Annotated in this window: 24 protein-coding genes; 14 read left to right on the top strand and 10 right to left on the bottom strand. The window is 69.5% G+C overall.

Annotation, left to right across the window (positions count from 1 at the left end; translation table 11 throughout):
* Positions 1-12: 12 nt before the first annotated feature.
* The gene (locus tag ACFWNN_RS01685; protein ID WP_382437888.1) at positions 13-351 is read left to right on the top strand and encodes a winged helix-turn-helix transcriptional regulator; all 339 of its coding nucleotides are present in this window, start codon (positions 13-15) and stop codon (positions 349-351) included.
* On the opposite strand, the gene ACFWNN_RS01690 is transcribed toward ACFWNN_RS01685, so the two are convergent.
* The 3 genes from ACFWNN_RS01690 to hrpA are packed head-to-tail and all read right to left on the bottom strand — an operon-like array spanning position 327 to position 6186.
* Positions 327-1721 (bottom strand): amidase, encoded by a 1395-nt coding sequence (locus tag ACFWNN_RS01690; protein WP_382437889.1) that lies wholly within the window; start codon positions 1719-1721, stop codon positions 327-329. The two genes, ACFWNN_RS01685 and ACFWNN_RS01690, sit on opposite strands and share 25 nt — an antisense overlap.
* A 42-nt stretch (positions 1722-1763) precedes the next feature.
* Positions 1764-2303 (bottom strand): hypothetical protein, encoded by a 540-nt coding sequence (locus tag ACFWNN_RS01695; protein ID WP_382437890.1) that lies wholly within the window; start codon positions 2301-2303, stop codon positions 1764-1766.
* Positions 2304-2319: 16 nt separating this feature from the next.
* Positions 2320-6186 carry an ATP-dependent RNA helicase HrpA gene (gene hrpA / locus ACFWNN_RS01700; protein ID WP_382437891.1) on the bottom strand — a complete coding sequence of 1289 codons (3867 nt, stop codon included), beginning with the start codon at positions 6184-6186 and terminating at the stop codon, positions 2320-2322.
* A gap of 215 nt (positions 6187-6401) precedes the next feature.
* On the opposite strand from hrpA, the gene ACFWNN_RS01705 reads away from it, so the two are divergent.
* From ACFWNN_RS01705 to ACFWNN_RS01715, 3 genes are all read left to right on the top strand, one after another.
* A complete protein-coding gene (locus tag ACFWNN_RS01705) occupies positions 6402-6983 on the top strand; it encodes a DUF4240 domain-containing protein (RefSeq protein ID WP_382437892.1) in 582 nt (193 codons plus the stop codon).
* Between the two features lie 238 nt (positions 6984-7221).
* On the top strand, positions 7222-7764 hold the full coding sequence (locus tag ACFWNN_RS01710) for a DUF4240 domain-containing protein (RefSeq protein ID WP_382437893.1): 543 nt from the start codon (positions 7222-7224) through the stop codon (positions 7762-7764).
* Positions 7764-8090, top strand: a complete 327-nt coding sequence (locus tag ACFWNN_RS01715) for a hypothetical protein (RefSeq protein WP_382437894.1) — start codon at positions 7764-7766, stop codon at positions 8088-8090. The genes ACFWNN_RS01710 and ACFWNN_RS01715 overlap by 1 nt, the downstream gene beginning before the upstream one ends.
* On the opposite strand, the gene add is transcribed toward ACFWNN_RS01715, so the two are convergent.
* Both add and ACFWNN_RS01725 read right to left on the bottom strand, forming a co-directional pair.
* The gene (gene add / locus ACFWNN_RS01720) at positions 8006-9034 is read right to left on the bottom strand and encodes an adenosine deaminase (RefSeq protein WP_382437895.1); all 1029 of its coding nucleotides are present in this window, start codon (positions 9032-9034) and stop codon (positions 8006-8008) included. The genes ACFWNN_RS01715 and add overlap by 85 nt on opposite strands.
* Positions 9035-9563: 529 nt before the next feature.
* Entirely contained in the window at positions 9564-10310 is a 747-nt protein-coding gene (locus tag ACFWNN_RS01725) for an alpha/beta hydrolase (protein ID WP_382437896.1), read from the bottom strand.
* Between the two features lie 212 nt (positions 10311-10522).
* Here ACFWNN_RS01725 and ACFWNN_RS01730 point away from each other — a divergent pair, with 212 nt between their 5' ends.
* The 4 genes from ACFWNN_RS01730 to ACFWNN_RS01745 all read left to right on the top strand — a co-directional run bounded on the left by ACFWNN_RS01730 (position 10523) and on the right by ACFWNN_RS01745 (position 14999).
* On the top strand, positions 10523-10894 hold the full coding sequence (locus ACFWNN_RS01730) for a DUF4180 domain-containing protein (RefSeq protein WP_382437897.1): 372 nt from the start codon (positions 10523-10525) through the stop codon (positions 10892-10894).
* A 65-nt stretch (positions 10895-10959) separates the two neighbouring features.
* Positions 10960-12006 carry a threonine aldolase family protein gene (locus tag ACFWNN_RS01735; RefSeq protein WP_382437898.1) on the top strand — a complete coding sequence of 349 codons (1047 nt, stop codon included), beginning with the start codon at positions 10960-10962 and terminating at the stop codon, positions 12004-12006.
* Positions 12003-13121, top strand: a complete 1119-nt coding sequence (locus ACFWNN_RS01740) for a site-specific integrase (RefSeq protein WP_382437899.1) — start codon at positions 12003-12005, stop codon at positions 13119-13121. The genes ACFWNN_RS01735 and ACFWNN_RS01740 overlap by 4 nt, the downstream gene beginning before the upstream one ends.
* A 366-nt stretch (positions 13122-13487) precedes the next feature.
* Positions 13488-14999 (top strand): M4 family metallopeptidase, encoded by a 1512-nt coding sequence (locus tag ACFWNN_RS01745; RefSeq protein ID WP_382437900.1) that lies wholly within the window; start codon positions 13488-13490, stop codon positions 14997-14999.
* Between the two features lie 72 nt (positions 15000-15071).
* Here ACFWNN_RS01745 and ACFWNN_RS01750 read toward each other — a convergent pair whose 3' ends face one another.
* A complete protein-coding gene (locus tag ACFWNN_RS01750; RefSeq protein ID WP_382437901.1) occupies positions 15072-15521 on the bottom strand; it encodes a YybH family protein in 450 nt (149 codons plus the stop codon).
* A 103-nt stretch (positions 15522-15624) separates the two neighbouring features.
* On the opposite strand from ACFWNN_RS01750, the gene ACFWNN_RS01755 reads away from it, so the two are divergent.
* Positions 15625-15999: a YciI family protein gene (locus ACFWNN_RS01755; protein ID WP_382437902.1), complete on the top strand. Its 375-nt coding sequence runs from the start codon at positions 15625-15627 to the stop codon at positions 15997-15999.
* Positions 15996-17171 carry an RNA polymerase sigma factor gene (locus ACFWNN_RS01760; RefSeq protein ID WP_382437903.1) on the top strand — a complete coding sequence of 392 codons (1176 nt, stop codon included), beginning with the start codon at positions 15996-15998 and terminating at the stop codon, positions 17169-17171. The genes ACFWNN_RS01755 and ACFWNN_RS01760 overlap by 4 nt, the downstream gene beginning before the upstream one ends.
* Here the strand turns inward: ACFWNN_RS01760 and ACFWNN_RS01765 are convergent.
* The 3 genes from ACFWNN_RS01765 to ACFWNN_RS01775 are packed head-to-tail and all read right to left on the bottom strand — an operon-like array spanning position 17143 to position 19713.
* Complete coding sequence (locus tag ACFWNN_RS01765) at positions 17143-17829, bottom strand: histidine phosphatase family protein (protein ID WP_382437904.1); 687 nt, start codon at positions 17827-17829, stop codon at positions 17143-17145. The genes ACFWNN_RS01760 and ACFWNN_RS01765 overlap by 29 nt on opposite strands.
* A 10-nt stretch (positions 17830-17839) precedes the next feature.
* Positions 17840-18667 carry an undecaprenyl-diphosphate phosphatase gene (locus ACFWNN_RS01770; RefSeq protein WP_382437905.1) on the bottom strand — a complete coding sequence of 276 codons (828 nt, stop codon included), beginning with the start codon at positions 18665-18667 and terminating at the stop codon, positions 17840-17842.
* Positions 18664-19713 (bottom strand): LLM class F420-dependent oxidoreductase, encoded by a 1050-nt coding sequence (locus ACFWNN_RS01775; protein WP_382437906.1) that lies wholly within the window; start codon positions 19711-19713, stop codon positions 18664-18666. Before ACFWNN_RS01775 ends, ACFWNN_RS01770 begins: the two co-directional genes overlap by 4 nt.
* Before the next feature lie 72 nt (positions 19714-19785).
* On the opposite strand from ACFWNN_RS01775, the gene ACFWNN_RS01780 reads away from it, so the two are divergent.
* From ACFWNN_RS01780 to ACFWNN_RS01790, 3 genes are all read left to right on the top strand, one after another.
* Positions 19786-20751: an aldo/keto reductase gene (locus ACFWNN_RS01780; RefSeq protein ID WP_382437907.1), complete on the top strand. Its 966-nt coding sequence runs from the start codon at positions 19786-19788 to the stop codon at positions 20749-20751.
* Positions 20752-20992: 241 nt separating this feature from the next.
* Complete coding sequence (locus ACFWNN_RS01785; RefSeq protein ID WP_382437908.1) at positions 20993-21649, top strand: YncE family protein; 657 nt, start codon at positions 20993-20995, stop codon at positions 21647-21649.
* Positions 21646-21858, top strand: a complete 213-nt coding sequence (locus ACFWNN_RS01790) for a DUF5703 family protein (protein WP_355296552.1) — start codon at positions 21646-21648, stop codon at positions 21856-21858. Before ACFWNN_RS01785 ends, ACFWNN_RS01790 begins: the two co-directional genes overlap by 4 nt.
* Here ACFWNN_RS01790 and ACFWNN_RS01795 read toward each other — a convergent pair.
* The gene (locus tag ACFWNN_RS01795; RefSeq protein WP_382437909.1) at positions 21851-22783 is read right to left on the bottom strand and encodes an aldo/keto reductase; all 933 of its coding nucleotides are present in this window, start codon (positions 22781-22783) and stop codon (positions 21851-21853) included. The genes ACFWNN_RS01790 and ACFWNN_RS01795 overlap by 8 nt on opposite strands.
* A 70-nt stretch (positions 22784-22853) precedes the next feature.
* Here ACFWNN_RS01795 and ACFWNN_RS01800 point away from each other — a divergent pair, with 70 nt between their 5' ends.
* The gene (locus tag ACFWNN_RS01800; protein ID WP_382437910.1) at positions 22854-23576 is read left to right on the top strand and encodes a helix-turn-helix domain-containing protein; all 723 of its coding nucleotides are present in this window, start codon (positions 22854-22856) and stop codon (positions 23574-23576) included.
* Positions 23577-23583 lie beyond the last annotated feature (7 nt).

A 23583-nucleotide genomic window follows, 5' to 3' on the forward strand; every position in this document is an offset into this window, starting at 1 on the left:
GCGTTCGCTTCCGTGGGTCACCAAACGGTGACGTGGGACCGTCCGAGTGCCGACTGCCCGGTGGAGGTGGCGCTGGCGGCGATCAGCGGCCGGTGGGCGACGCTGGTGCTGCGCGATCTGACGCACGGGCCGCGGTCGTTCTCGCAGCTGCGGGCGGGGTTGCCGTCGTTGAGCGCGAAGGTGCTGACCGAACGGCTGGAGTCGCTGGTGGCGCAGGGGTTGGTGTCGTGCACCCGCTCCCCCGGCTTCCCCGTGCGGACGACGTACGCGCTGACGTCCGCCGGGGTGCTGCTGCGGCCGTTGCTGGTGGAGCTCTACCGGACGGGTCAGGCGTTGCTGGACGCCCGGTGAGGTGCCTGGAAGCCGCCGATCTCCTGTTCGAGCAGTGCGGCGAGTGTCAGCGGGGTGCGGTCCTCGAACATCGGGCCGATGAGCTGCACGCCGACCGGTAGTCCACCGGCCGGGCCGGTGGGGATGGCGGTGGCGGGCAGTCCGGGCAGGGTGGCGAGGCCCGCCCAGACGAGCTGGTCGAAGTAGGGGCGCTGGTCGCCGTCGATGTCGATGCGCCGCCGCAGGACGTCGGGGTCGTGGTCGTGCGGGAACGCCGGGGTGGGCGTGATCGGGCTGACGACGACGTCGTAGTCGGCGAAGAACCGCCGCCAGCCGTGCCGGTGGTGCTCGCGGCGGGCGGTGAGGGCGAGCCACTCGTGGTGGCTGAGCTGCGTTGCCCGCAGTTGTTCCTCGTCGATGCGGAACCGGGCCACCGAGCCGGCGAACAGCAGCCGCAGGTAGGTGGTGGCGGCGTCGGCCAGGTCCGGCAGCAGGGGGCTGTGCAGGTCGACGCGGGCGCCGCCATCGGCCAGCGCATCGGCCACCTTGTGCACGCCCGCGCGCACGGCGGCGGAGGTCGGGACGAGCGGGTGGTCGTCGAGGACCAGGACGCGGAAGTCGCGGAGCCGTTCGTGGCGTGCGGGTGGCAACGTCAGCGTGTAGGCCTTGCCGTGGGTGAGCGGGTCGGGTGCGGCCATGACGTCGAGCAGGAGCGTGAGGTCGCGGGCGCTGCGGGCCATGGGTCCGACGACGGCGAGGTCGTGCTCGGCGGGTGACGCCGGCGCGGGTGGTGCGCCCATGCCGCGGGTGGCGGCGATCCCGAGGGTGGGTTTGTGGGCGTAGACGCCGCAGAAGTGCGCGGGGGTGCGCAGGGAGCCGCCCAGGTCGGAGCCGATGGACAACGCGCCGAACCCGGCCGCGAGAGCCGCCGCGGATCCGCCGGAGGAGCCTCCCGGGGTGCGGTCGGGGTTCCACGGGTTGCGGGTGGTGCCGTGCAGGTCGTTGTAGGTCTGGATGTCCTGCAGTCCCAGGGGGACGGTGGTCTTGCCGAGGATGACGGCGCCCGCCTGCTTGAGCCTGGTGACCTGGACCGCGTCCTCGGCGGGCAGGTGGTCGCGGTGCTCGGGCATGCCCCAGGTCGTGGGCAGTCCGGCGATGTCGTAGGACTCCTTGACCGTCAGGGGGATGCCGAGCAACGGCCGGTCCTCGCCGCGGGCACGGGCCTGGTCGGCGTGGCGGGCGGCGATTCGTGCGCGGTCGAAGTCGGGCACGCAGATCGCGTTGATGGCGTGGTCGTCGCGTTCGATGCGGGCGATCGCCTCGTCGGTCAGCTGCTCGGAGGTGACGTCACCGGCGCGCAGCGCGGCGGCGAGGGCTTCGGCGGTGTCCATGGCGCCGACCGTATTTGACCTGGTCCGGAGCCATAAAACGCGTCAGCGGGCAAGCTCTCGCAGCACGGATTCCAGGGGTGCGATGAGGTTGCGCGACGCCTTGAGCTCGTCGGACACCAGCGCGATGGTGGTGTCCACGCGGCGCCAGAACTGGCCCCGCACGGGGATCTCGACGAGGGTGAAGGTGAACACGGGCTCCCGGCCCAGTTCGGTGGTGAGCTGCCCGACGATCTCCTGGATCAGGTCGAACAGGTGGGCACTGGCCTTGTCGCGAAACCAGGACTGTTCGGGTGCGGTGGTGTCGGGCCGCCATTGCTGGTAGGCCTCGCGCAGGTGTTCGGGCACGCCGACGGGTGGCCTGCCTCCGCCGCCGGTGATGAGCGACTCGGTCCACCACCGGTCCCACCCCCACCCGAACGTCTCCGGCACGTACACGTCGTGCAGGCGCTCGACGGGCGGGTACAGGGCGGGGATGGCGTCGGCGGTGGGGGTGCTGACGCCCAGCGCGTCACGGACGTAGAGCGCGAAGGTGTCCGCGCTGCCGCTGGACACCTTCCACGTGGAATCCCCGGGAAAGCGCATGTCCCACGGTAGCGGCCTACAACGGCACGGCGTCGAGCGCTTTGAAGATGCGCTTGTCGCTGACGGTGTAGCGGGTCTTGATGGTCTGGGCGAAGTAGGACAGCCGCAGTTCCTCGATCATCCAGCGGATCTCGTCGAGCTCGGGCGCGGGTTCGTCGGCCGGGGTCTGGGAGCGCAGGTCGCGGTACTCGGCGTGGACCTGGTGGACCTTGTCGGTCCAGTCGAGGTCGCGGCGCGGGTTCTCGGGCAGCTTCTCGATGCGCCGGGACACGCCCTTGAGGTAGCGGACCAGGTCCGGGAGCCGGTCGTAGCCGGTGTGGGTGACGAATCCCTTGTACACCAACGAGTTGAGGTGCGCGCGGATGTCGTTCGCGGAGTCGGGGGCGCCCTTGAGGCCGGAGAGCTTGAGTTCGGCCTCGTGGTGGGCTTCCAGGACCTTGCGGACCTCCTGCACGACGACCCAGGTGGTGTCGTTGAGCGCCGCCTGCACCTTCTTGAGCTGCGCGGCGTAGGCCTTGGCGTCCCAGGCCGGGTCGCCCATGAGCCGGTCGACGGCGGCCATGATGCAGTCCGCGAGCAGGTCCGCGACGCCACCGTGCGGGTTGCGGGTCAGGGCGAGCTTGGCGGCGTTGTCGAGGTGGCGTTGCAGGTGCTTGACGGGCGAGTTGATGCCGAGCAGCAGAAGCCGGCGCACGCCACGGCGGTGGGCGTAGGCCTGCCGGCCTGGGGTGTCGAGGACCTTGATCGCGGCGGTCTCGCCCCGGTCGACCAGGGACGGGTAGGCGGTGACGGTGATGCCGGACTGCCGTTGCTCGATGGTGCGCGGCAGGGCGTCGAAGTCCCAGGTGGTGAGGCCGGTGCGTTCGAGGTGCCCGGCGGCCTGCGACAACGACTCGCGCACCTCGTCGCGCAGCTTCTCCTTGAGCGCGGCGATGTCCTTGCCTTCGGCGAGCGTGCGGTTCTGCTCGTCGACGACCTGGAAGGTGAGTTTGAGGTGGTCGGGGACGGCGTCGAACTGCCAGTCCTCGCGGTGCACGGTGACGCCGGTGAGGGCCCTGAGCTCGCGTTCGACCCCGCCCAGCAGGGACGTCTCGCCGGGCTTGATGCGGGCGAGCACGGCCGTGGCGACGTCGGGGACGGGCACGAAGTTGCGGCGGATCTGCTTGGGCAGGCTGCGGATGAGCGCGACGACGAGGTCGTGGCGCAGGCCGGGGATCTGCCAGGAGAACGCGTCGTCGTCGAGGGTGGTGAGCGCGGGCAGCGGGAGTTGGACGGTGACGCCGTCGTTCTTGGTGCCGGGCTCGAAGTGGTAGCTCAGCGGCAGCGTGAGCTCACCCTGGCGCCACTGGTCGGGATAGGCGTCGGGGGTGATGTCGGCGCGGTCGTTGACCAGCATGTCCTTGGTGAAGGTGAGCTGGTTCTTGTCCTTCTGCTTCTTCCACCACGAGTCGAAGTGCCGGGCGGACACGACCTCGGCGGCGACGCGTTTGTCGTAGAAGTCGAACAGCGTCTCCTCGTCGACGACGATGTCGCGCCTGCGGGCGCGGTTCTCGAGTTCGCCGACCTCGTCGAGCATCGCCCGGTTGGTGTGGAAGAACCGGTGGTGGGTGGTCCACTCGCCCTGCACGAGGGCGTGGCGGATGAACAGCTCCCGCGAGAGTTCGGGGTCGATGCGCCCGTAGTTGACCTTGCGGCCGGCGACGATCGGCACGCCGTAGAGGGTGACCTTCTCCAGGGCGACGACGCTGCCGCGTTTGGTCTCCCAGTGGGGTTCGCTGTACTGGCGTTTGACGACGTGTTCGCCGAGGCGTTCGGCCCATTCGGGTTCGATCTTGGCGGCGATGCGGCCCCACAGGCGGCTGGTCTCGACGAGTTCGGCGGCCATCACCCACTGCGGTGGTTTCTTCGCCAGCGCCGAGCCGGGGAAGATCGCGAACTTGGCGTTGCGGGCACCCAGGAACTCCGTCATGGGACGGCGCTTCTCATTGGGTGCCTGCTTCTTGAGGACGTCCTTGACGCCGATGTGGCTGAGCAGACCGGACAGCAGGGCGATGTGGATGTTGCGGGGGTCGCCGGGCTGGTCGTTGACGTGCATGCCGATCTGCTTGGCGACCTGCCGCAGCTGCAGGTAGATGTCCTGCCACTCGCGCACGCGCAGGTAGTTGAGGAACTCGGCCTTGCAGCGCTTGCGGAACTGGTTGCCGGACAGTTCCTTCTGCTGTTCCTTGAGGTACTGCCAGAGGTTGAGGAACGTGACGAAGTCGGATTCCTTGTCCACGAACCGCGCGTGCTGCTGGGTCGCGGCCTCCTGCTGGTCGGCGGGCCGTTCGCGGGGGTCCTGGATGGACAGCGCCGCGGCGATGATCATGACCTCTTGCAGGCAGCCGGTCGTGTCGGCTTCGAGGACCATGCGGCCCAGGCGCGGGTCGACGGGCAGGGCGGCGAGCTTGCGGCCGGTGGGGGTGAGCTTCTTCTCGGCGGCGTTGATGGCGCCGAGCTCCTGCAGCAGGCCGATGCCGTCGTTGATGTTGCGGGAGTCCGGCGGGTCGATGAACGGGAACCGCGCGACGTCGCCGAGGCCGATGTTGGTCATCTGCAGGATGACGCTGGCGAGGTTGGTGCGCAGGATCTCCGCGTCGGTGAACTCCGGGCGCGCCTCGAAGTCCTCCTCGGAGTACAGGCGGATGCAGATGCCTTCGCTGACGCGGCCGCAACGGCCCTTGCGCTGGTTCGCCGACGCCTGGCTGATGGCCTCGATCGGCAGGCGCTGGACCTTGAGACGGTGGCTGTAGCGGGAGATGCGGGCGTTGCCGGGGTCGACGACGTACTTGATGCCCGGCACGGTGAGGCTGGTCTCGGCGACGTTGGTGGCGAGCACGATCCTTCTGCCGGTGTGCCGCTGGAACACCCGGTGCTGCTCGCCCACGGACAGTCGCGCGTAGAGCGGGAGGATCTCGGTGTTCTTGAGGTCTTCGGCTTTGAGGGCGTCGGCGGTGTCGCGGATCTCGCGTTCGCCGGACAGGAACACCAGGACGTCGCCGGGGCCTTCGGCCTGCAGTTCGTGGACGGCGTTGATGATGCCCTGGGTCTGGTCGTCGTCCTCCTCGAGCGGCCGGTAGCGGGTCTCGACGGGGTAGGTGCGGCCGGAGACCTCGATCACCGGGGCGTTCTCGAAGTGCTGGCTGAAGCGCTGCGGGTCGATCGTGGCGCTCGTGATGACGACCTTGAGGTCGGGCCGGCGCGGCAGCAGCTGCTTGAGGTAGCCGAGCAGGAAGTCGACGTTGAGGCTGCGTTCGTGCGCCTCGTCGATGATGATCGTGTCGTAGCGGCTGAGGTCGCGGTCGGTCTGGATCTCGGCGAGCAGGATGCCGTCGGTCATCAGCTTGACCAGCGTGTCGTCACCGGACTGGTCGGTGAACCGCACCTTGTACCCGATCGTGTCACCGAGCTTGGTGCCGAGCTCCTCGGCGACGCGCTCCGCGACCGTGCGGGCGGCGATCCTGCGCGGCTGGGTGTGCCCGATCTGGCCGGTGATGCCGCGCCCGAGCTCCATGCAGATCTTGGGCAGCTGCGTGGTCTTGCCCGAGCCGGTCTCGCCGGCGACGATCACGACCTGGTTGTTCGCGATCAGCTCTTTGATGTCGTCCTTGCGCTGGCTGACCGGCAGCTCGGCGGGATAGCTGATCTTCGGGACGGACTCCCGGCGCAGCGCGACCTTGAGCGCGGCCTCGTCGATCTGGGCGGCGATCTCCTCGGTGATCTTCTTGCGCGCGAGCGGGTCCTTGACCCGGCGTGCGCCGTCGAGGCGCCTGGCGAGCCGGCGTTGATCACGCGGCATGAGCTCGGGCAGGCGTTTGTGCAGTTCAGCGTGCGGGGTGTCCATTTGGGCTCAAGGATAGTCAGCCTCCGCCACTTCGTTCGCCTCAATAACCGTGTGCCGCGTCTCGGCCCGCCCTGGGCCGCCTCACCCGCGTCCTTCGTTTCGGGGCCACCGGCTTTTCTTGTGGCCTGCCGCTGTTTGCCTGTGCGTGTGTTTCTCGTGTTGCTCCGTCCGGCGGTCTCCGGGAATTGTCGGACCCTCCCGATAGCGTTGTCGGCATGGATCTCGACGTCTTCTGGGCTCTGCTGGACGAATCCGCCTACGCGACCTCTGAGCAGGGAGAACGTACTTCCTGGCTGGTGTCGCGGTTGTCTTCGCTGCCCGCTGGTGACATTTGTGGTTTCGAGACCCTGTTAAGCGCCTCGCGTGGCCGTGTGAACACGTTCTCACACTGGCACGCGGCTTATGTCCTGTGCGATGGATTGTGTTCCGCGGATCGTTTCTTCGGGTTCCAGTCGTGGGTGATCGGCCTGGGCCGGACCGTGCTGGCGTCGGTGGCGTCGTGTCCGGACGCCCTGGCCGAGGTGCCCGCCGTCCGCACCCTGCTGGCCGTCGGCGCGGAGTCGTGGCCGGATGCCGCGTGGCCGGTGTGGGACGGCCTCGCCGGTGTCGCGCGGGAGGCGTTCTTCGCGGCGACGGGCCGTTCGCTGGACAACGCCCTGGCGATCCTGGGCCACGTGCCGGTGACGGACGCGGGCCCGTTCGACGGCGAGGTGTGGGACCTGGACTCGCCGGCGGAGGCGGCGGTGCGGCTGCCGCGGCTGTGGAAGCTGTCGGGCGGTCTGGAGGAAGCGGCCTGACACCTCCCGGCGCTTTCCCTTTCCCCGCCTCCAACCCTCCCGTCCTTCTTTCCGCTCTCGCTTCCCTTCCTCTGGCTCCCTCCCCGCCCCCTCCGGGGTCCCTTCTCTCTCTCGTTCACCTTCCGCTCACCCACCACCCTCCCTTCCGGAAACTGCCATCCCCCTCCAGTCAGGCCTCTGAACTGGGGCGACGCGTGACCGTCCAAAATTGTCAGACCCCCTCGCTAGCGTCTGCTGCATGGACCTGAACGCGTTCTGGGTCCTGATCGAGGCCTCCTCCGCGGAGGGGTCCGATCGGGACGTTCGGCGGGAGTGGCTGGCGGCCGCTCTGGCCGGGCTGCCTCCGAGCGAGGTGGTGGAGTTCGCGGTGCGGCTCGACGAGCTTCGGCGGCGGGTCGACACGTGGGCGCTGTGGCAGGCGGCCGCGGTGATCCACGGCGGGTCCTGCGGTACCGACTCGTTCTTCTACTTCCAGCCGTGGCTGGTCGGGCTGGGCCGGGTGGTGTTCGAGGAGGTGGCCGTCGATCCGGACGCTCTGGCCGAGGTGCCGGAGGTCCGGGTGCTGGCGGCGTGCGGCGGGATGCACGCGTGGTCCAGCGCGCAGTGGCCGGAGTGGGAGGGCCTCGGGTACGTGGCGGCCGAGGTGGTGGGTGAGGGCGCGTTGCCGCCGGGCCTGCTGTCGGACCCGGCGCCCGCCGGTGTGCCTTGGGATTTCGCGGATCCGGCGGAGATCGCCGCTCGGGTGCCGCGGTTGGGCTCGTTGTTCGGAGAGGTGGCGTGATGGACGTGCCGATCGATGTGGTGGTGTGGCGGGCTCCCGGTCCGGCGTCGTTCGCGGAGGCGGCGGCGCGGTACGCGGAGTTGCGGTCGTCGCCGCTGGGCGCGTTCGAGCCGGCGGTGGCGGCGTTCGTGCGCGAGTTACGCCAGACCTCGCCGGATCCCTCGTCCACGGTGTCGTGGGACGAGGCGCTGACGGTGGGGGTGGACGCGGTGATCGTGCACGTGGTGTGGCCGGGGCAGCGTCAGGTGCTGGAACTGGTGGCGTTGCTGGCGTCGCGGCACGGGCTGGTGTGCTTCGAGCCGGCCCGCCAGGTGGCGATGTCCTGACGCAGCAGGGTTTTCGTGGCCTCCGGGGCGAACGAGACGTCGACGGCGTTGGTGGCGATGCGCGCGAGGGTGTCGTCGTCGAGGCCGAGTTCCGAGCGCAGCAGGCGGTACTCGTCGGTGAGCGTGGTGCCCGTGGAGGCGGGGACGTCGGTGCTGAGCGTGACGGTCAGCCCGGCCTCGAGCAGGTGTGGCAGCGGATGAGAGGAGATCGATTCGACCAGTCCCAGCGCGACGTTGGACGACGGGCATGACTCGAGCGGGATCGCGCGGTCCCGCAGCAGGGCGACGACCTCGGGGTCTTCCAGTGCCCGGAAGCCGTGCCCGATGCGGTCGGCCAGCCCGACGGTGACGGCCTCGGCGACGCTGGCGGCCCCGCACGACTCGCCGGCGTGGTGCACGAGCCCGATCCCGGCGTCCCGCGCGGCGCGGAACACGTCGGTGAACGGGGTGAGCGGGTGGTCTTCCGCTCCGGCCGTGCCGATCGCCACGACGTGCGGGTGTGCCAGCGCGAGCCGCAACGAGTCCTGAAAACGCGCGACAGATCGCTTCCTGGGGTGGTCCACGATCACACGGCATTCGATGCCGTGGGCGGCCTGTCCTGCGGCGAGCCCGGACAACACCGCTTCGAGCGGCATGTCCGGATCACCGAGCCGTTCACCGTGCGCCGCGGCGGTGAACGTCACCTCGGCGTACCGGGTCCCCTGCGCTGCTTCCTCGGCGCAGAACTCGTACGCGATCCGGTGGAAGTCCTCGGCTCGCCGCAGGCAGTCCCGCACGGCCCCGTTGTGGGCGGCGAACCGCGCGAAGTCCGCGAAGGCGCCGACCTGGACCGCCGGCACGTCGACGCCGTGGTGCGCGGCGAGGTCGGCGAGGGTGTCCGGGCGGACGGTGCTTTCGAGGTGGACGTGCAGGTGGGCCTTGGGCAGTGCTGCGAGGTCGAGCATGATCACGACGCTACCCAGAACCCGCGGGCGGACGCCCCCGATTTTCGGTGGCGCCCGCCCGTGACCTGGACGGGACCCGCCAGCGGCTCGCGGGCTCAGGCGTGCCCGACGACGCCTCCCGTGTGCCCGGCCTCAACGTCTCCCTCTATGCCCCTGTGCCCCTTCTCAGCGGCAAAGCTGGCCTTGCCGGCCGACCGAAGGGTGGATAGCTCAGGCCGCGCCCGCCGGGCTCGGGCTGGGCCTCGCCTGGCAGCCGGCAGTTCGGTGGCTGCGGCCCCGTCGTACCGGACGGGTCTCCGGCGGGCCGTTCACGGGCACCGCGTCTGGGCCGGACGTCTCGGCGACCTGGCTGATCGGCGGCTTCTCTGGCGCCTTTGCCTGCGGCACCCGCACAGGTCGGCGGCCTCATCAGGCGGCACCGTCACTGCCAGGACGGTCTCGCCGCCAGGACGGTCTCACCGGCACGGCGAGACCCGCCTCGCCTGGCGGCGTCGGCACAGGCGGAGCGGGCGGCACCCCGGGCGGTGGTCTAGCCAGCCGTCGTTCCTTCCGGTGCTGTGCCGGCGAGGAACCGCACGGCGTCGTCGAGTTCGTGGCGGGGCACGTCGCCGTGTCCGCCGGGGTTGGCGTGCAGGGTCTTGCGTGGTGTGGCGAGGGCGTCGAACAGGGCGAGTCCTGCGGGGCGGGCGATGAGCTGGTCGTCCCACTGCAGCAGGAACCGCACCGGCACGGTGATCGACGCGGCGGCCGCCGTGAGGTGATCGGTGGCGCCGATGAGGCCGAACACGGCGCTGCGCACGCGGGGTTCGGCGGCGGTGAGCGGGATGCCGAGGGCGCTGCCCATGGACACGCCCCAGAAGCCGGCGCCGGTCAGGTGTGCGAGCTCGAGCTGTCCGAGCAGGGCGTCGAGCGCGGAGCGCCACTCCGGGATCGCGCGTGCGGACTGCAGGGCGTTGTACTCGGCGACGAGTGGTCCGGCGTCGGCGCCGGTGGTGATGCGGGCGCGGATCTCGGTGGCGTAGTGGTCGTCGTCGGGGGTGCGGGGCCGGTCGCCGTGGCCGGGTGCGTCGAGGGTGACGGTGGCGAGTCCGGCGGTGGCGCACGCGTGGGCTCGGGCGGTGATGCCGGGGGCTCGTTTGTGCTGGCCGCCGCCGTGGGCGCTCAGGACGAGGCCGGTGGCGGTGCCGGGCGGGGTCCACAGGACGCCGGGGACGCCGTCGTGGACGAAGTCGTGGGCGGTGACGCCGTCGACGGACGACGAGGAGGTGATGTGCATGGTCGTTGGCCTTTCGGGACGCTGGTGGAGCGCTCCCGTGGCGACGCGCGTGAAAGGCGTCAGGCCGTGGGGTGGAGGGAGCGCCCATTCGGGGTGACCGCGTTGATGGGACTCACCTCCTCTGGCCGGTCGCGACGCTGATCACCCTAGCAAGGGGTGCACGCGGTATTCGGCGCGACATCGGGTGTGAGGCGCTACTAGGTTTCGGTGCCATGCCTGATGTTGTGCAGACGCGCCATGGCGCGACGGTGCTGATGTGCGCCGCGGACGGTCCGACGATCGGTGACGAGCAGTCCGCTGTGGACTTGATCGGCACGTTGTGGGGTCAGGACGTGCAGTGGATCGCGTTGCCCACGGGGCGGTTGTCGGAGGACTTCCTGGTGTTGCGCACGCGGGTGGCGGGTGCGGTGGTGCAGAAGTTCCAGCAGTACGGGTTCAAGGTCGCGGTGCTCGGCGACGTGGCGGAGCAGGTGGCGGCGAGCACGGCGTTGCGGGACTTCGTGTTCGAGTCGAACCGCGGCCGGCAGTTGTGGTTCGTGGCGGACGAGGCGGAGCTGGACGCACGGCTCAGCGCCGCTGCCTGATCGCGGTCACCTGACCAGGCCGAACGAATCTATTGCAACTTAGTGGCAATAGGTAGTGTGCGGGGATGGACGTCCTTCGCTCGTTGTCGCAGCACAGTGGTCCGCGCAAGTCGCCCTACGAGGTGCTGCGCAGGCTGGCCGAGCACGTCACGCCGGAGACCCGGCCGGAGGATCCGGTGCGGGAGCTGGAGGAACGGGTCGCGGGGTTGCTGGGCAAGCCCGCGGCGTTGTTCTTCCCGTCGGGGACGATGGCGCAGCAGGTGGCGTTGCGGGTGCATGCCGAGCGGACGGGCCGCAGGGCCTTCGCCGGGCACCCGCAGACGCACCTGCACGTGTGGGAGAACCAGGGCTACAACGCGTTGCACGGCTTGACGTTCCACCCCACGGGTGACCGCAACGAGCTGTTCGGGCTGGACGACCTGAAGGCGGTGCACGAGCCGCTCGCGGCGGTGGTGTTCGAACTGCCGCAGCGCGACATCGGTGGTGTGCTGCCGGAGTTCGCGGACCTCGCCGCCCAGGCGGGGTGGGCCAGGAGCACGGGGGCGGCGGCGCACCTGGACGGGGCGCGGTTGTGGGAGGCGCAGACGGGGTACGACGCGTCGTTCGCGGAGATCTCGGCGTTGTTCGACACGGTGTACGTGTCGCTCTACAAAGGACTCGAAGGGGTCAGGGGCGCGGTGCTGGCCGGGGACGGCGACACGATCGCGCAGACCGCGGCGTGGCGGCGGCGGATGGGCGGGGCGATCGTGGACGCGTGGCCGTTGGCGGCGATCGCGTTGATGGGCATGGACGTCAACCTGCCGCGCATGCACGAGTTCCGCGACCACGCCCGAGCCATCGCACACGCCGTCAACGCCGACGGGTTCGCGCACACGGTGCCGGAGGTGCCGTCCACTCCCCTGTTCCACGTGCACCTGCCGATGTCGCGGGCGGACGCTCAGCGGGCGTCGCAGAGGCTGCTGGAGGAGACGGGGATCAAGTTGTTCCTGTACGCCAGGTCGAACCCGGATCCGGGCCGGTGCGCGTTCGAGGTGAGCGTCGGGATCGGCGGGCTGGAGTTCACGCCGGGCGAGGTCGTGGAGTTGATCAGAGGACTACCATCGCGGGTGTGAGCCTGCCCGAACCCGTCCAACACGCGCTGGTCAGGGTGTCGCACTCGGTGCTGATCGACACCGGTGCGCTGCAGAGCGTGCGCGAGCGGTTCGACGACGAGCAGGCGGCGTCGCTGGGGACGTATCTGCGCAGCGCGCAGTCGCCGAACACGGTGCGGGCGTACCGGTCGGACTGGATCGCGTGGGCCGGGTGGTGTCAGGCGGAGGGCCGCCAGGCGTTGCCGGCGGATCCGCTGGACGTGGCGGTGTACCTGGCGGTCGCGGCGGACACGGTGAAGCCGGACGGGTCGCCTGCGTTCGGGCCGTCGACGCTGGAACGCAAGTCGGCCGCGATCGCGGCGGTGCACGCGGCGAACGGCTTGCCGAGCCCGACGCGCAGTGACGTGGTGCGGCTGACGTTGCGCGGTATCCGCCGCTCCCGCAAGGCGCAGCCCCGCCGCAAACGGCCGGTGCTGCTCGACACCCTGGAAGCGCTGCTGGCGGAACGGCCCCAGGACGGCCCGGCGCGGGCGCGGGACGCGTTGTTGTTGCTGGTGGGGTTCGCCGGGGCGCTGCGGCGCAGTGAGCTGGCGGCGATCGAGTTCGAGGACGTGTCGGTGGACGTCGATCCGCGCACGCACGAGCCGTTGCTGCTGATCCGGCTGGGGACGACGAAGACCGACCAGACGGGCCGTCACCAGCAGCAGGTGGTGCTGCCGCGCGGGAGCAGGCGGCCGACGTGCCCGGTGTGCGCGTTCGCGGACTGGGCCGACGTGCTCGACGGCAGGGACATCACCGAGACCGGCCTGCACCGCTGCCACGGGTTTCAGCAGCCGGCCCGGCAGGGCGCGGTGTTCCCGATCATCAACCGCCACGGCGGCGTGAGCGGCAAGGCGATGTCGGGGCGCGCGGTCGCGGAGCTGGTGAAGCGCTACGCCGTCAAGGCGGGGCTGGATCCGGCGTTGTTCGGCGGGCACTCGCTGCGGGCCGGGTTCGCGACGCAGGCGGCACTGGGCGGGGCGAGCGACCGGGAGATCATGCGGCAGGGCCGGTGGACCAACCCGCGCACGGTGCACCGCTACATCCGCACCGCGAACCCCCTGGAAGACAACGCCGTGACCCGCCTGGGCCTCTGAATCTGTGACCCAGCTCTCACTCTGCGTAGTTAACTGTAAACAAGATCCCCTCCGGCAGGGCTGAGCCGGACGGCGTAGCGCGTTAGGCCGGAAGAACGGGCGCACCGCGAAGTTTCCGTCGTGTTTCCACGCCGTTTGAGCTGCTCTTATGTCCCGCCATCCGGACAAAACCCGGCGTCCTGACCAGCGGCTCCACGAAAATCATGAATCGATCTCGCACTCTGGGAGTGGCTGGTCGCATGCACCCAGAGCAATACGATCACCACGCCCGGTCATCGACGATGGTCGGGCTGTTCCAACGGTGATCGGCTCGGCACCCCTGTAACGCCGGAGCGATCACTCCCTGCACCGGAACAAGGAGCGTTCATGAAGCGCAAAACCCTGGGCATCACCACCGCCCTGGTGGCCGGAGCGGCACTCGCCGCCTCGGGCACGCTGGGAGCCAACGCCGCACCGCAGCCGAGGCCCCAAGAGGAAGCTCTGCACGCCGCGGCCGAGCAGGCGGGGACGATCTCCTCCGCCCTCGGCCTCTCCGGCGGCGAACAACTCGTCCCCCGCGACGTCGTGCGCGACGCCGACGGCACGAACCACCTCCGCTTCGACCGCACCCTCAACGGCCTGAAGGTCATCGGCGGCGACCTCGTCGTCGCGCAGAAGGCCGGGAAGGTCACGGGCGTGACGAAGGCGTCCGAGGCCTCCCTCGCCGGCCTCGACACCTCCACACCCACCACGGCGAAGAACGGCACGCTCGTGGTGTTCGCCGTCGACCGCACCCCGACGCTCGCCTGGGAAACCGTCACGCACAGCGTCAAGGACGACCAGACGCCGAGCGAGCTGCACACGTTCACCGACGCGAAGACCGGCCAGACGCTGCTGACCTACGACGGCGTGCACAACGCCGAGGGCACCGGCCAGTCCACCTTCAGCGGCACCGTCCCGCTCAACACCACCCAGTCGGGCTCCACGTTCCAGCTCAAGGACCCCGCGCGCGGCAACCAGGCCGTCAACAACCTCAACAACGGCTCGGGCACCGGCACCCTGTTCACCGACGCCGACAACAAGTGGGGCAACGGCACCTACACCGACAAGGCCACCGCCGGCGTCGACGCCGCGTTCGGCGCCGCCAAGACGTGGGACTACTACAAGGACGTCCACGGCCGCAGCGGCATCAAGAACAACGGCCAGGGCGCCCTGAGCAAGGTCCACTACGGCAACAACTACAGCAACGCCTTCTGGACCGACTCCTGCTTCTGCATGACCTACGGCGACGGCGCCCAGAACCAGAACCCGCTGACCAGCATCGACGTCGCCGCCCACGAGATGAGCCACGGCGTCACCTCCGCCACCGCGGGCCTGATCTACTCCGGTGAGTCCGGCGGCCTCAACGAGGCCACCAGCGACATCTTCGGCTCCACCACCGAGTTCCACGCGAACAACAGCGCCGACGCCGGCGACTACCTGATCGGCGAGAAGATCAACATCCGGGGCGACGGCAAACCCCTGCGCTACATGGACAAGCCCAGCAAGGACGGCAAGAGCCTCGACTACTGGACCTCCAGCGCCGGCAGCGTCAACGTCCACTACTCCTCCGGCATCGCCAACCACTTCTTCTACCTGCTCGCCGAAGGCAGCGGCCAGAAGACCATCAACGGCGTCGCCTACGACAGCCCCACCGTCGACAACCAGCCCGTCACCGGCATCGGCCGCGCCAAGGCCGAGAAGATCTGGTACCGCGCCCTGACCACCAAGTTCACCTCCAGCACCAAGTACGCGGCAGCCCGCACCGGCACCCTCGCCGCCACCGCCGACCTCTACGGCGCCTCGTCGACCGAGTACGCGGCGGTCAACCGGGCCTGGGCCGCGGTCAACGTCAAGTAGCTCCGCCGCCAGAAAGCGCCGAGGCCCGGACCGACCCCCTGCACGGTCCGGGCCTCGGCACGTCCCCGCCGGTCAGGGCTCCAGGTCGGTCGCCGCCAGGAACGACCCGTCCATGTGAAACGGCACCGAGTCGTGCGCGTGCGTCACCACCCACCGGCCATCACGCCGTTCGAACCCCACGGTCGTGCGCATCCACATCGAGACCCCCTCCGGGTATCCGACCGGCACCGCCGCCAGCCGTGCCAGCCCGTGAGCGAACGCCACATCACCCGACACCACCACCGTCAGGTCCCGGTGCTCCAGCGTGATCGGCCCCTCGAACCCGGCCATCCACCCCGCCAGCGACTCCACGTCCCGCGCGTCCAGCGGCGAGTTGCGCAGCGGCGGCGCCAACGTCGCGGTCACCACGTCCTCGGCGTAGCGGGCCACGATCCGCGCCGGGTCACGCAGCCGCATCCCCTCCTCGTGCTCGGTGAACGTCTCACGGATCGCGGCCTCGTCGACCGTCAGCGTGCGGGTCATCTCAGTACCTCCGTCTCGAAGTGACACTCCGATGTCGAGACACGACCCGCGGTCTCGACATGGCGGTGAGAAGATTTTTCGCAAGCCACGAGCGGAGGCCGACGTGAAGTACCTGATCCTCATCTACAGCAACCCGAAGTCCCGGGCAGCCTGGGAGAAGCTGTCCGAGGAACAGCAGATGAAGTTCGGCCAGGACCACTACGACCTCAGCGCCAAGCTCCGCGCCAGCGGCGAGCTCGTCGTCAGCGAAGGCCTGCCCGGACCCGAGACCGGCAAGGGCGTCAGCATCCGGGGCGGCGAGGTCGTCGTCACCGACGGGCCCTTCGCCGAGGCCAAGGAGTACCTCGCCGGCTTCTACCTCGTCGAAGCCGACACCATCGACCAGGTCATCGCCCACGCCGCCACCCTGCCCGACGCCCACAACGACGGCATCGAGGTCAGGCCCGTGTGGGACATGTCCATGCTGGACGGCGCGTGAACCGAGAGATCGAGGGCCTGCTGCGCACACTCGCGCCGCAGGTCCTCGGCGTCCTCGTCCGACGCCACGGCCAGTTCGACGTCTGCGAGGACGCCGTCCAGGAAGCACTCCTCGGCGCCGCCCAGCAATGGCCGGCCGAGGGCATCCCGGACAACCCCAAGGGCTGGCTCATCACCGCCGCCAGCCGACGGTGGATCGAGCAGTACCGCTCCGAGGCCGCACGCCGTCAGCGCGAGGACAAGGTCGTCGCCCTCACGCCACCACCACCCGACCCGGTACCCGCACAGGACGACACCCTCACGATCCTCGCCCTGTGCTGCCACGAGTCCCTCACGACAGCGTCCCAGATAGCACTGACACTCCGGGCCGTCGGCGGACTCACCACCGCCGAGATCGCCCGCGCCTTCCTCGTCCCCGAGGCCACCGTCGCCCAGCGCATCAGCCGCGCCAAGCAGAAGATCAAACAGGCCGGCGCCAAGTTCCGCCCGCCCCAGGACCTCACCGCCGTCCTGCACGTGCTCTACCTGATCTTCACCGAGGGCTCCACCGCCAGCTCCGGCGACGACCTGCTGCGCGTCGACCTCACCGCCGAAGCCATCCGCCTCACCCGCCAGCTGCACAAACGCCGCAAAGAGGGCGAGGTCACCGGGCTATTGGCGCTGATGCTGCTCACCGACGCCCGCCGCCCCGCCCGCACCGACCCCCACGGCGCGCTCATCCCCCTCGCCGAGCAGGACCGCGCGAAGTGGGACGAAGAAGCGATCAAAGAAGGCACCGAACTCGTCCACGACGCCCTCACCACGGCCCAGATCGGCCCCTACCAACTCCAGGCGGCGATCGCGGCCGTCCACGCCGACGCCAGCAAGGCCGAAGACACCGACTGGCCGGAGATCCTCGGCCTCTACGACCTGCTCACCGTCACCGCACCCGGCCCGATGGTCTCACTCAACCGCATCGTCGCCGTCGCCATGGTCCACGGCCCGCAACAGGCACTCGACGAACTGTCCACACTCGACCTGGACCACTACCGGGTGCACGCCGTCACAGCACATCTGCTGGAACTACAAGGAAAAACCGACGAAGCACGCGAAGAGTACGAGAGAGCAGCCGCGACAACCCTGAGCGTCCCCGAACAGCGCTACCTCAGGTCCCGGTCGCGCCGCCCACGGTAGCGTCCGACGACGGCGCCTCCTGCGCAGCAGGCACCACACCCGACAGATCCCCGCCGTTGTCGTTGGTCCGCAACACAAACGGCCGCGTCGGCGTGTACTGCACCACCGACACCGAACACGGATCCACCACGATCCGCTGGAACCCGTCCAGATGCACACCCAACGCGTCCGCCAGCACGGCCTTGATCACATCACCATGCGAACACAACACCCACACCGCCGAAGGACCGTGCTCCTCGGTGATCCGCGCATCATGCGCCCGCACCGCGGCAACCGCACGCGCCTGAACGTGAGCCAAACCCTCACCATCAGGAAAAACAGCAGCGGAAGGATGCTGCTGCACAACCGCCCACAACGGCTCGCTGTACAGGTCCTTCAACGCTTTACCGGTCCACGCGCCGTAGTCCACCTCGGACAGATCCGGCTCCGCCACCGCCACCAACGAACGATCGGCCAGCAACGGGGCCAACGTCTCCTCACACCTCTGCAGAGGAGACGACACCACCGCGCTGACCGGAACGTCCTTCAACCGACCCACCAGAGCCTGAGCCTGGGCCCGCCCCCGCTCGTCCAAACCGACACCCAGCGAACGCCCGGCGAGCACACCGGAACCGTTGGCAGTCGAACGAGCATGTCGAAGCAGGATCACCGTGGCCACGGCCCCCACCTTAGATCGGCTGCAACAACCCCATCGACAGCAGCCCCATCAGCACCAGGCCCAGCATCAACCGGTACCAGACGAACACCGAGTAGGAATGCTTCGACACGTACTTCAGCAACCACGCGATCGTCGCGTACCCCACGACGAACGAGATGACCGTCGCCACGATCATCTGCGGAATCGACGCCTCCCCGGCCGCACCCGTGCGCTCCAGCACGTCCGGAATCGAGAACAACCCCGCCCCGAACACCGCCGGAATCGCCAGCAGGAACGAGTACCGCGCCGCCGCCTCACGCGTCAGACCCAGGAACAACCCGGCCGTCAACGTGCCACCCGAACGCGACACACCCGGAATCAGCGCCAGCGCCTGCGCCAGCCCCATCCCGATCGCGTCCTTCATCCGCAGCTCATCACGCTGCTGCTTCGCCAGATGATCCGCCAAACCCAGCAGCAGACCGAACACCACCAGCATCGTCGCCGTGATCCACAGGTTCCGCGCCGACGTCCGGATCTCGTCCTTGAACAAGTACCCGAGCACCGAGATCGGCACGGAACCGATGATCACGTACCACGCGAGCTTGTAGTCCTTCTCCTTGCGCGCTTCCGCGCTGAAGAGGCCGCGGAACCAGGCGCTGATGAAGCGCCCGATGTCCTTGGCGAAGTAGATCAGCACCGCCACCTCGGTACCCAGCTGGATGACCGCGGTGAACGAAGCGCCCGCGTCGTTGCCGAAGAACAGCGTCGACGTGATGCGCAGGTGCGCACTGCTGGAAATCGGCAGGAATTCCGTCAGTCCTTGGACGAGCCCGAGGACAAGAGCCTGCAACCAGCTCAACTACCCACTCCTGCCAGATCCAGAGCCTCGGCCGCGGTGCGAAGGCCCGCGATCCCCTGCTCCAGATCTTGCAGCATCGGCGAAACGGACAGCGTGGTGACCCCCGCGGCAGCGAGAGCCTTCATCTTGTCTGCTATGCGCTCCTTCGGCCCCAGCAACGACGTCGCGTCCAGGAACTCCAGCGGGATCGCCGCCATCGCACCCGCGTAGTCCCGCGCCAGGTACTTCTCCTGGATCTCCTCCGCCTCAGCCGGGAAACCCATGCGCACCATCAGGTTGTTGTAGAAGTTCTGCTTGCGGCTGCCCATACCGCCCACGTACAACGCCGTGTACGCGCGAACCGGGTCCGCACACGCCTTCCAGTCGTCCCCGACGATCAGAGGCACCGTCGGAACGACGTCGAAACCCTCCATCGTCTTGCCGACCTTCTCGCGCCCCGCCTTCACCGACGCCAGCGACTCCGCCGAGTACTCAGGGGAGAAGAAGATCGCCAGCCAGCCGTCCGCGATCTCACCCGTCAGCTCCAGGTTCTTCGGACCCACCGCCGCCAGGTAGATCGGGATCTGGTCCCGCACCGGGTGCACGGTCAGCTGCAACGCCTTGCCCGGACCATCGGGCAACGGCAGGGTGTAGTGCTCACCCTCGAACCGCAGCTTCTCCCGCGTCAACGCCTTCTTGACGATCTCCACGTACTCACGCGTGCGCGCCAACGGCTTGTCGAACCGCACACCGTGCCAGCCCTCCGACACCTGCGGACCCGACACGCCCAGCCCCATCCGGAACCGGCCACCCGACAACGTGTCCAAAGTGGCCCCGGTCATCGCGGCCATCGCCGGCGTCCGCGCCGGAATCTGGAAGATCGCGCTACCCACGTCGATGCGTTCGGTCTGCGCGGCCACCCACGCGAGCACCGTCGGCGCGTCGGAACCGTAGGCCTCCGCGGCCCACACCACCGAAAAGCCGAGACGGTCGGCCTCTTTGGCCAGCTCAAGGTTCGCGGCGTCGTTGCCGGCGCCCCAGTATCCGAGGTTCAATCCGAGCTTCACGAACCGTGACCCTACCGGTCAGTAACACCGATTGCCAGGCTCACACGATGATCACCCCTTAGCATCGCGCACGTGGAACAGCGATACCTCGGCCGCAGCGGCCTCCGCGTCTCCAGGACCGCACTGGGCACCATGACGTGGGGACGCGACACCGACGCGGACGAGGCCGCCACCCAGCTCATGGCCTTCGCCGACGCCGGCGGCACCCTCGTCGACACCGCCGACGTCTACGCCGAAGGCGAAGCCGAACGCATCCTCGGCACCCTCCTCGGCGAGATCGTCCCCCGCGACGAACTCGTCCTCGCCACCAAAGCCACCGCCCGCCGCACCGAAGGCCCCTTCGGCGGAGGAGCCTCCCGAGGCGCACTTTTGTCCGCTTTGGACGGATCCCTGCGCCGCATCGGCGTCGACCACATCGACCTCTGGCAACTCCACGCCTGGGACGCCGGCGTCCCCGTCGAGGAATCCCTCTCCGCCCTCGACCTCGCCATCACCAGCGGCAAGGTCCGCTACGCCGGCATCTCCAACTACAGCGGCTGGCAACTCGCCACCGCCGCCATGACCCCCACGACCTACCCCCTCATCTCCACCCAGGTCGAGTACTCCCTGCTCGAACGCGGCATCGAACGCGAAGTCGCCCCCGCAGCCCTCCACCACGGCCTCGGCCTCCTCCCGTGGGCACCCCTCGGCCGCGGCGTCCTCACCGGCAAGTACCGCAACGGCACCCCACCCGACTCCCGCGGCGCCTCCGCCCACTTCGCCGGCTACGTCGAACAACACCGCAACGAACGCGCCGCCCGCATCGTCCAGGCCGTCTCCACCGCCGCCGAAGGACTCGGCACCTCCGCCCTGTGCGTCGCCCTCGCCTGGGTCCGCGACCGGCCCGGCGTCATCGCCCCCGTCGTCGGCGCCCGCGACACCAACCAGCTCATCGCGTCCCTCGAAGCCGAAGCACTCACCCTGCCCCCGGCCATCCGCGCCGCACTGGACGACGTCAGCGCCATCGAACTCGGCTACCCCGAACGCCCGATGCCTTGACCTGCTTCTTCTCCGAAGGGGGCCGAACCGCCAGCCGGGTCGGCCCCCTTCTTTGTGGGTTTTTAGCTCTGGAGTTCATTACTGAGTTGGCAGCTGGCAGGCATTAATTTTGGTCCACACTGAAGCTATAGAGATAAGTGGGTCCAGGCGGCCGAACGGGGCTTCACCCCACCCCTTGCGTGACCTCGAAGCGAACGTCAGGGATGCTGGAGACCACGACGTTTCACAGGAGGAACCGATCTTGCGCCGGCTCGCTGCTCTGATCTTGACCACCGCCACGCTGACGGCGTGCGGCCAGAGCGAGGGGTCACAGGATCCGCTGCAGGTAGCGGAGACCCTCGAAGCCGCCACACCGGCCCACTCCCCCGCCCAGAACGCCACCCCGCCCGGCGACATCGCCCCCGGCGGCACGTTCACCGAAGGCGACACCACGCAGAAGTTCCAGGTCAACGGCCGCAACGTCGAACTCGACCGCCTCCGCAGCGCCGTCTTCGAGATGATGCCCGGCGACAACGGCGCCGAGACCCGCGGCGCGGGCCTGCGCGCAGGAGACGGCGCCACCAACGGCGTCGCCGACCGCTACGGACGCCTGCTCGTCGTCGACACCCGCGGCGGCGAGTTCATCGCGTTCTCGGTCAACCCGCTGATCATGCGCCAGCGCTACCCCATGCCCGGCACCCCCTACGGCATCGCCTACGACGCCAAGCGCGACATCGCGTGGATCACCCTCACCGAGCGCAACGAGGTAGTCGGACTCAACGTCGCCGCTGGAGAACCGGCCGAGAAGTACCGGTTCCCCACCGTGCGTCAACCCAACACCGTCAGCGTCGACCAGGAATCCGGACGAGTCACCGTGACGTCCGGCGACAACGGAGGGATACAGGTGATCTCGCCATGACCGAAGGGGTGATCGACGGAGACTGGGAGTACAGGCCACTGCGCCTGCCGCCCGGCATCTCCCGCCGCGCCGCGACCACGCAGCTGGCCATCCAGGCCGAGTTCTCCGGATGGGAACTGTCCCGCACGCTGCTCTACAGCGACGGCTCCCGCAAGATGTGGCTGCGCCGCAAGGTCCAGCCCGCCCTGGTGCCGGGCCTCATCACCTGACCACCAGCCCCTCGCCGAACGCGACCGGATCGCACTCGGCGATGAAGTCCGCCGGAAAGCCCCGCACGAACGGGGCCGCCGCCTCCAGGCGCGCGACCGCTTCCGGCGGCAACACCACCTCGCCCAGGCAGTCCCGCACCTGCTCCGGCGTCCGCGCGCCCACCAACGGCAGCGCCCCCTTGCCCCGCACCCACGCCAACGCGACCTGAGCCGGCGTCGCCCCCAGTTCCTCCGCGACCGCCCTCACCGCCCGCGCCACGGCTTCCTCCCGTTCGGACAGCCGCCCCGAGCGTTGCGTGCCGCCCGACAACTTGCCCGCGGCCAGCGGCGCCCACGCCGCCATCGTCAGTCCCAGCGCCGACGCCATCGGCAGCAGCTCCCGTTCGACGTCGCGCCACAGCAGGCTGTACGGCACCTGCAGCCCGGCGAACGCCGTCCAGCCCCGCCACTCGGCCAGCGTGTTCGCCCGCGCCACGAACCACGCCGGCGCGTCCGACACCCCGACGTAGAGCACCTTCCCGGCACGCACCACGTCGTCCAGCGCCCGCATCGTCTCCTCGACCGGCGTGTGCCGGTCCCACACGTGCACCCACAGCACGTCGACGTAGTCCGTGCGCAACCGCCGCAACGACTGCTCCAGCGACGACACCAGGTTCTTCCGGTGGTTCCCACCCGCGTTCGGATCACCGGGGTCCCGCGATAACGAGTACTTCGTCGCCACCACGAACCGGTCCCGCCGCCCCAGCACCGCGCCCAGCACCTCCTCGCTCTCGCCGTAGGCCGAAGCGGTGTCGAGGAAGTTCCCGCCGGCGTCCGCGTACGCGTCGATCACCGGCCGCGCCACCTCCTCCGAACGCAACGTCATCGTGCCCAGCAACAACTCCGAGACCCGCAGACCGGTCTGCCCGAACAGTCGGTATCGCATGATCCACAGCATCACCGCACCCCGGCGATCACAGGGAGACCCGCTCAGGGCCCCTCTAAGCTCGACCGCCATGGCCGACAACGCACTGGGCCGCTTCCTGCGAGCCCGCCGTGAAGCCACCGCTCCCCCGACGACGGGACGCCGCCGCACCCCCGGCCTGCGCCGCGGCGAACTCGCCGACCGCGCCGGCATCAGCGTCGAGTACCTCACCCGCCTCGAACGCGGCACCGACCGCTCCCCCTCCGGCCAGGTCCTCACCGCCCTGGCCGAAGCGCTCACCCTGACCGCGGACGAACGCATCCACCTGTACCGCCTGATCAAGGCCGGCTCGACCTGCTCCCCCGCCCCGCCACCCCCGCTGCGCCCGACGATCCTCGCCACCCTCGACGCCCTCGAACCGACCGCGGCCGCCGTCCTTACCCCCGCCCTCGACGTGGTCGCGTGCACCGGCGGGTTCCGCGCGATCTCCGGCCTCGACGGCGAGACCAACCTCGCCCGCTTCGCCTTCAGCGAGCCCGCGAGAACCCACTACCCCGACTGGGACGCCATCGCCACCAGCCGGGCCAACGCCCTGCGCGCCGCCGCCGACCTGGGCGATCCCGCCGCCGCGGCGCTCGCGTTCGAGCTCTCGATCACCGCGGGAGCGCCGTTCACCGACCGCTTCACCACGGCCGCGTCCCTGCCCGCGTCCACCGGCACCGAACGCTGGGGCCTCCACCTCCTGGCGTTCGAGTGCCTGTTCGTGCCAGGTGAGGCCGAACACCGGCTGGTCGTCTACTTCAGTCAACACTGAAGCTATT

It is taken from the genome of Lentzea sp. NPDC058450, assembly GCF_042721395.1.
Classification (GTDB): Bacteria; Actinomycetota; Actinomycetes; order Mycobacteriales; family Pseudonocardiaceae; genus Lentzea.

Bases quoted from the DNA above. Each gene is read 5' to 3' on its own strand.
- ACFWNN_RS01725 (WP_382437896.1), bottom strand. From the start codon at position 10,310: ATGCACATCACCTCCTCGTCGTCCGTCGACGGCGTCACCGCCCACGAC.
- ACFWNN_RS01690 (WP_382437889.1), bottom strand. From the start codon at position 1,721: ATGGACACCGCCGAAGCCCTCGCCGCCGCGCTGCGCGCCGGTGACGTC.
- ACFWNN_RS01715 (WP_382437894.1), top strand. From the start codon at position 7,764: ATGGACGTGCCGATCGATGTGGTGGTGTGGCGGGCTCCCGGTCCGGCG.
- ACFWNN_RS01695 (WP_382437890.1), bottom strand. From the start codon at position 2,303: ATGCGCTTTCCCGGGGATTCCACGTGGAAGGTGTCCAGCGGCAGCGCG.
- ACFWNN_RS01735 (WP_382437898.1), top strand. From the start codon at position 10,960: ATGGACGTCCTTCGCTCGTTGTCGCAGCACAGTGGTCCGCGCAAGTCG.
- ACFWNN_RS01730 (WP_382437897.1), top strand. From the start codon at position 10,523: ATGCCTGATGTTGTGCAGACGCGCCATGGCGCGACGGTGCTGATGTGC.
- ACFWNN_RS01710 (WP_382437893.1), top strand. From the start codon at position 7,222: ATGGACCTGAACGCGTTCTGGGTCCTGATCGAGGCCTCCTCCGCGGAG.
- hrpA (WP_382437891.1), bottom strand. From the start codon at position 6,186: ATGGACACCCCGCACGCTGAACTGCACAAACGCCTGCCCGAGCTCATG.
- ACFWNN_RS01750 (WP_382437901.1), bottom strand. From the start codon at position 15,521: ATGACCCGCACGCTGACGGTCGACGAGGCCGCGATCCGTGAGACGTTC.
- add (WP_382437895.1), bottom strand. From the start codon at position 9,034: ATGCTCGACCTCGCAGCACTGCCCAAGGCCCACCTGCACGTCCACCTC.
- ACFWNN_RS01745 (WP_382437900.1), top strand. From the start codon at position 13,488: ATGAAGCGCAAAACCCTGGGCATCACCACCGCCCTGGTGGCCGGAGCG.
- ACFWNN_RS01800 (WP_382437910.1), top strand. From the start codon at position 22,854: ATGGCCGACAACGCACTGGGCCGCTTCCTGCGAGCCCGCCGTGAAGCC.
- ACFWNN_RS01790 (WP_355296552.1), top strand. From the start codon at position 21,646: ATGACCGAAGGGGTGATCGACGGAGACTGGGAGTACAGGCCACTGCGC.
- ACFWNN_RS01705 (WP_382437892.1), top strand. From the start codon at position 6,402: ATGGATCTCGACGTCTTCTGGGCTCTGCTGGACGAATCCGCCTACGCG.
- ACFWNN_RS01795 (WP_382437909.1), bottom strand. From the start codon at position 22,783: ATGCGATACCGACTGTTCGGGCAGACCGGTCTGCGGGTCTCGGAGTTG.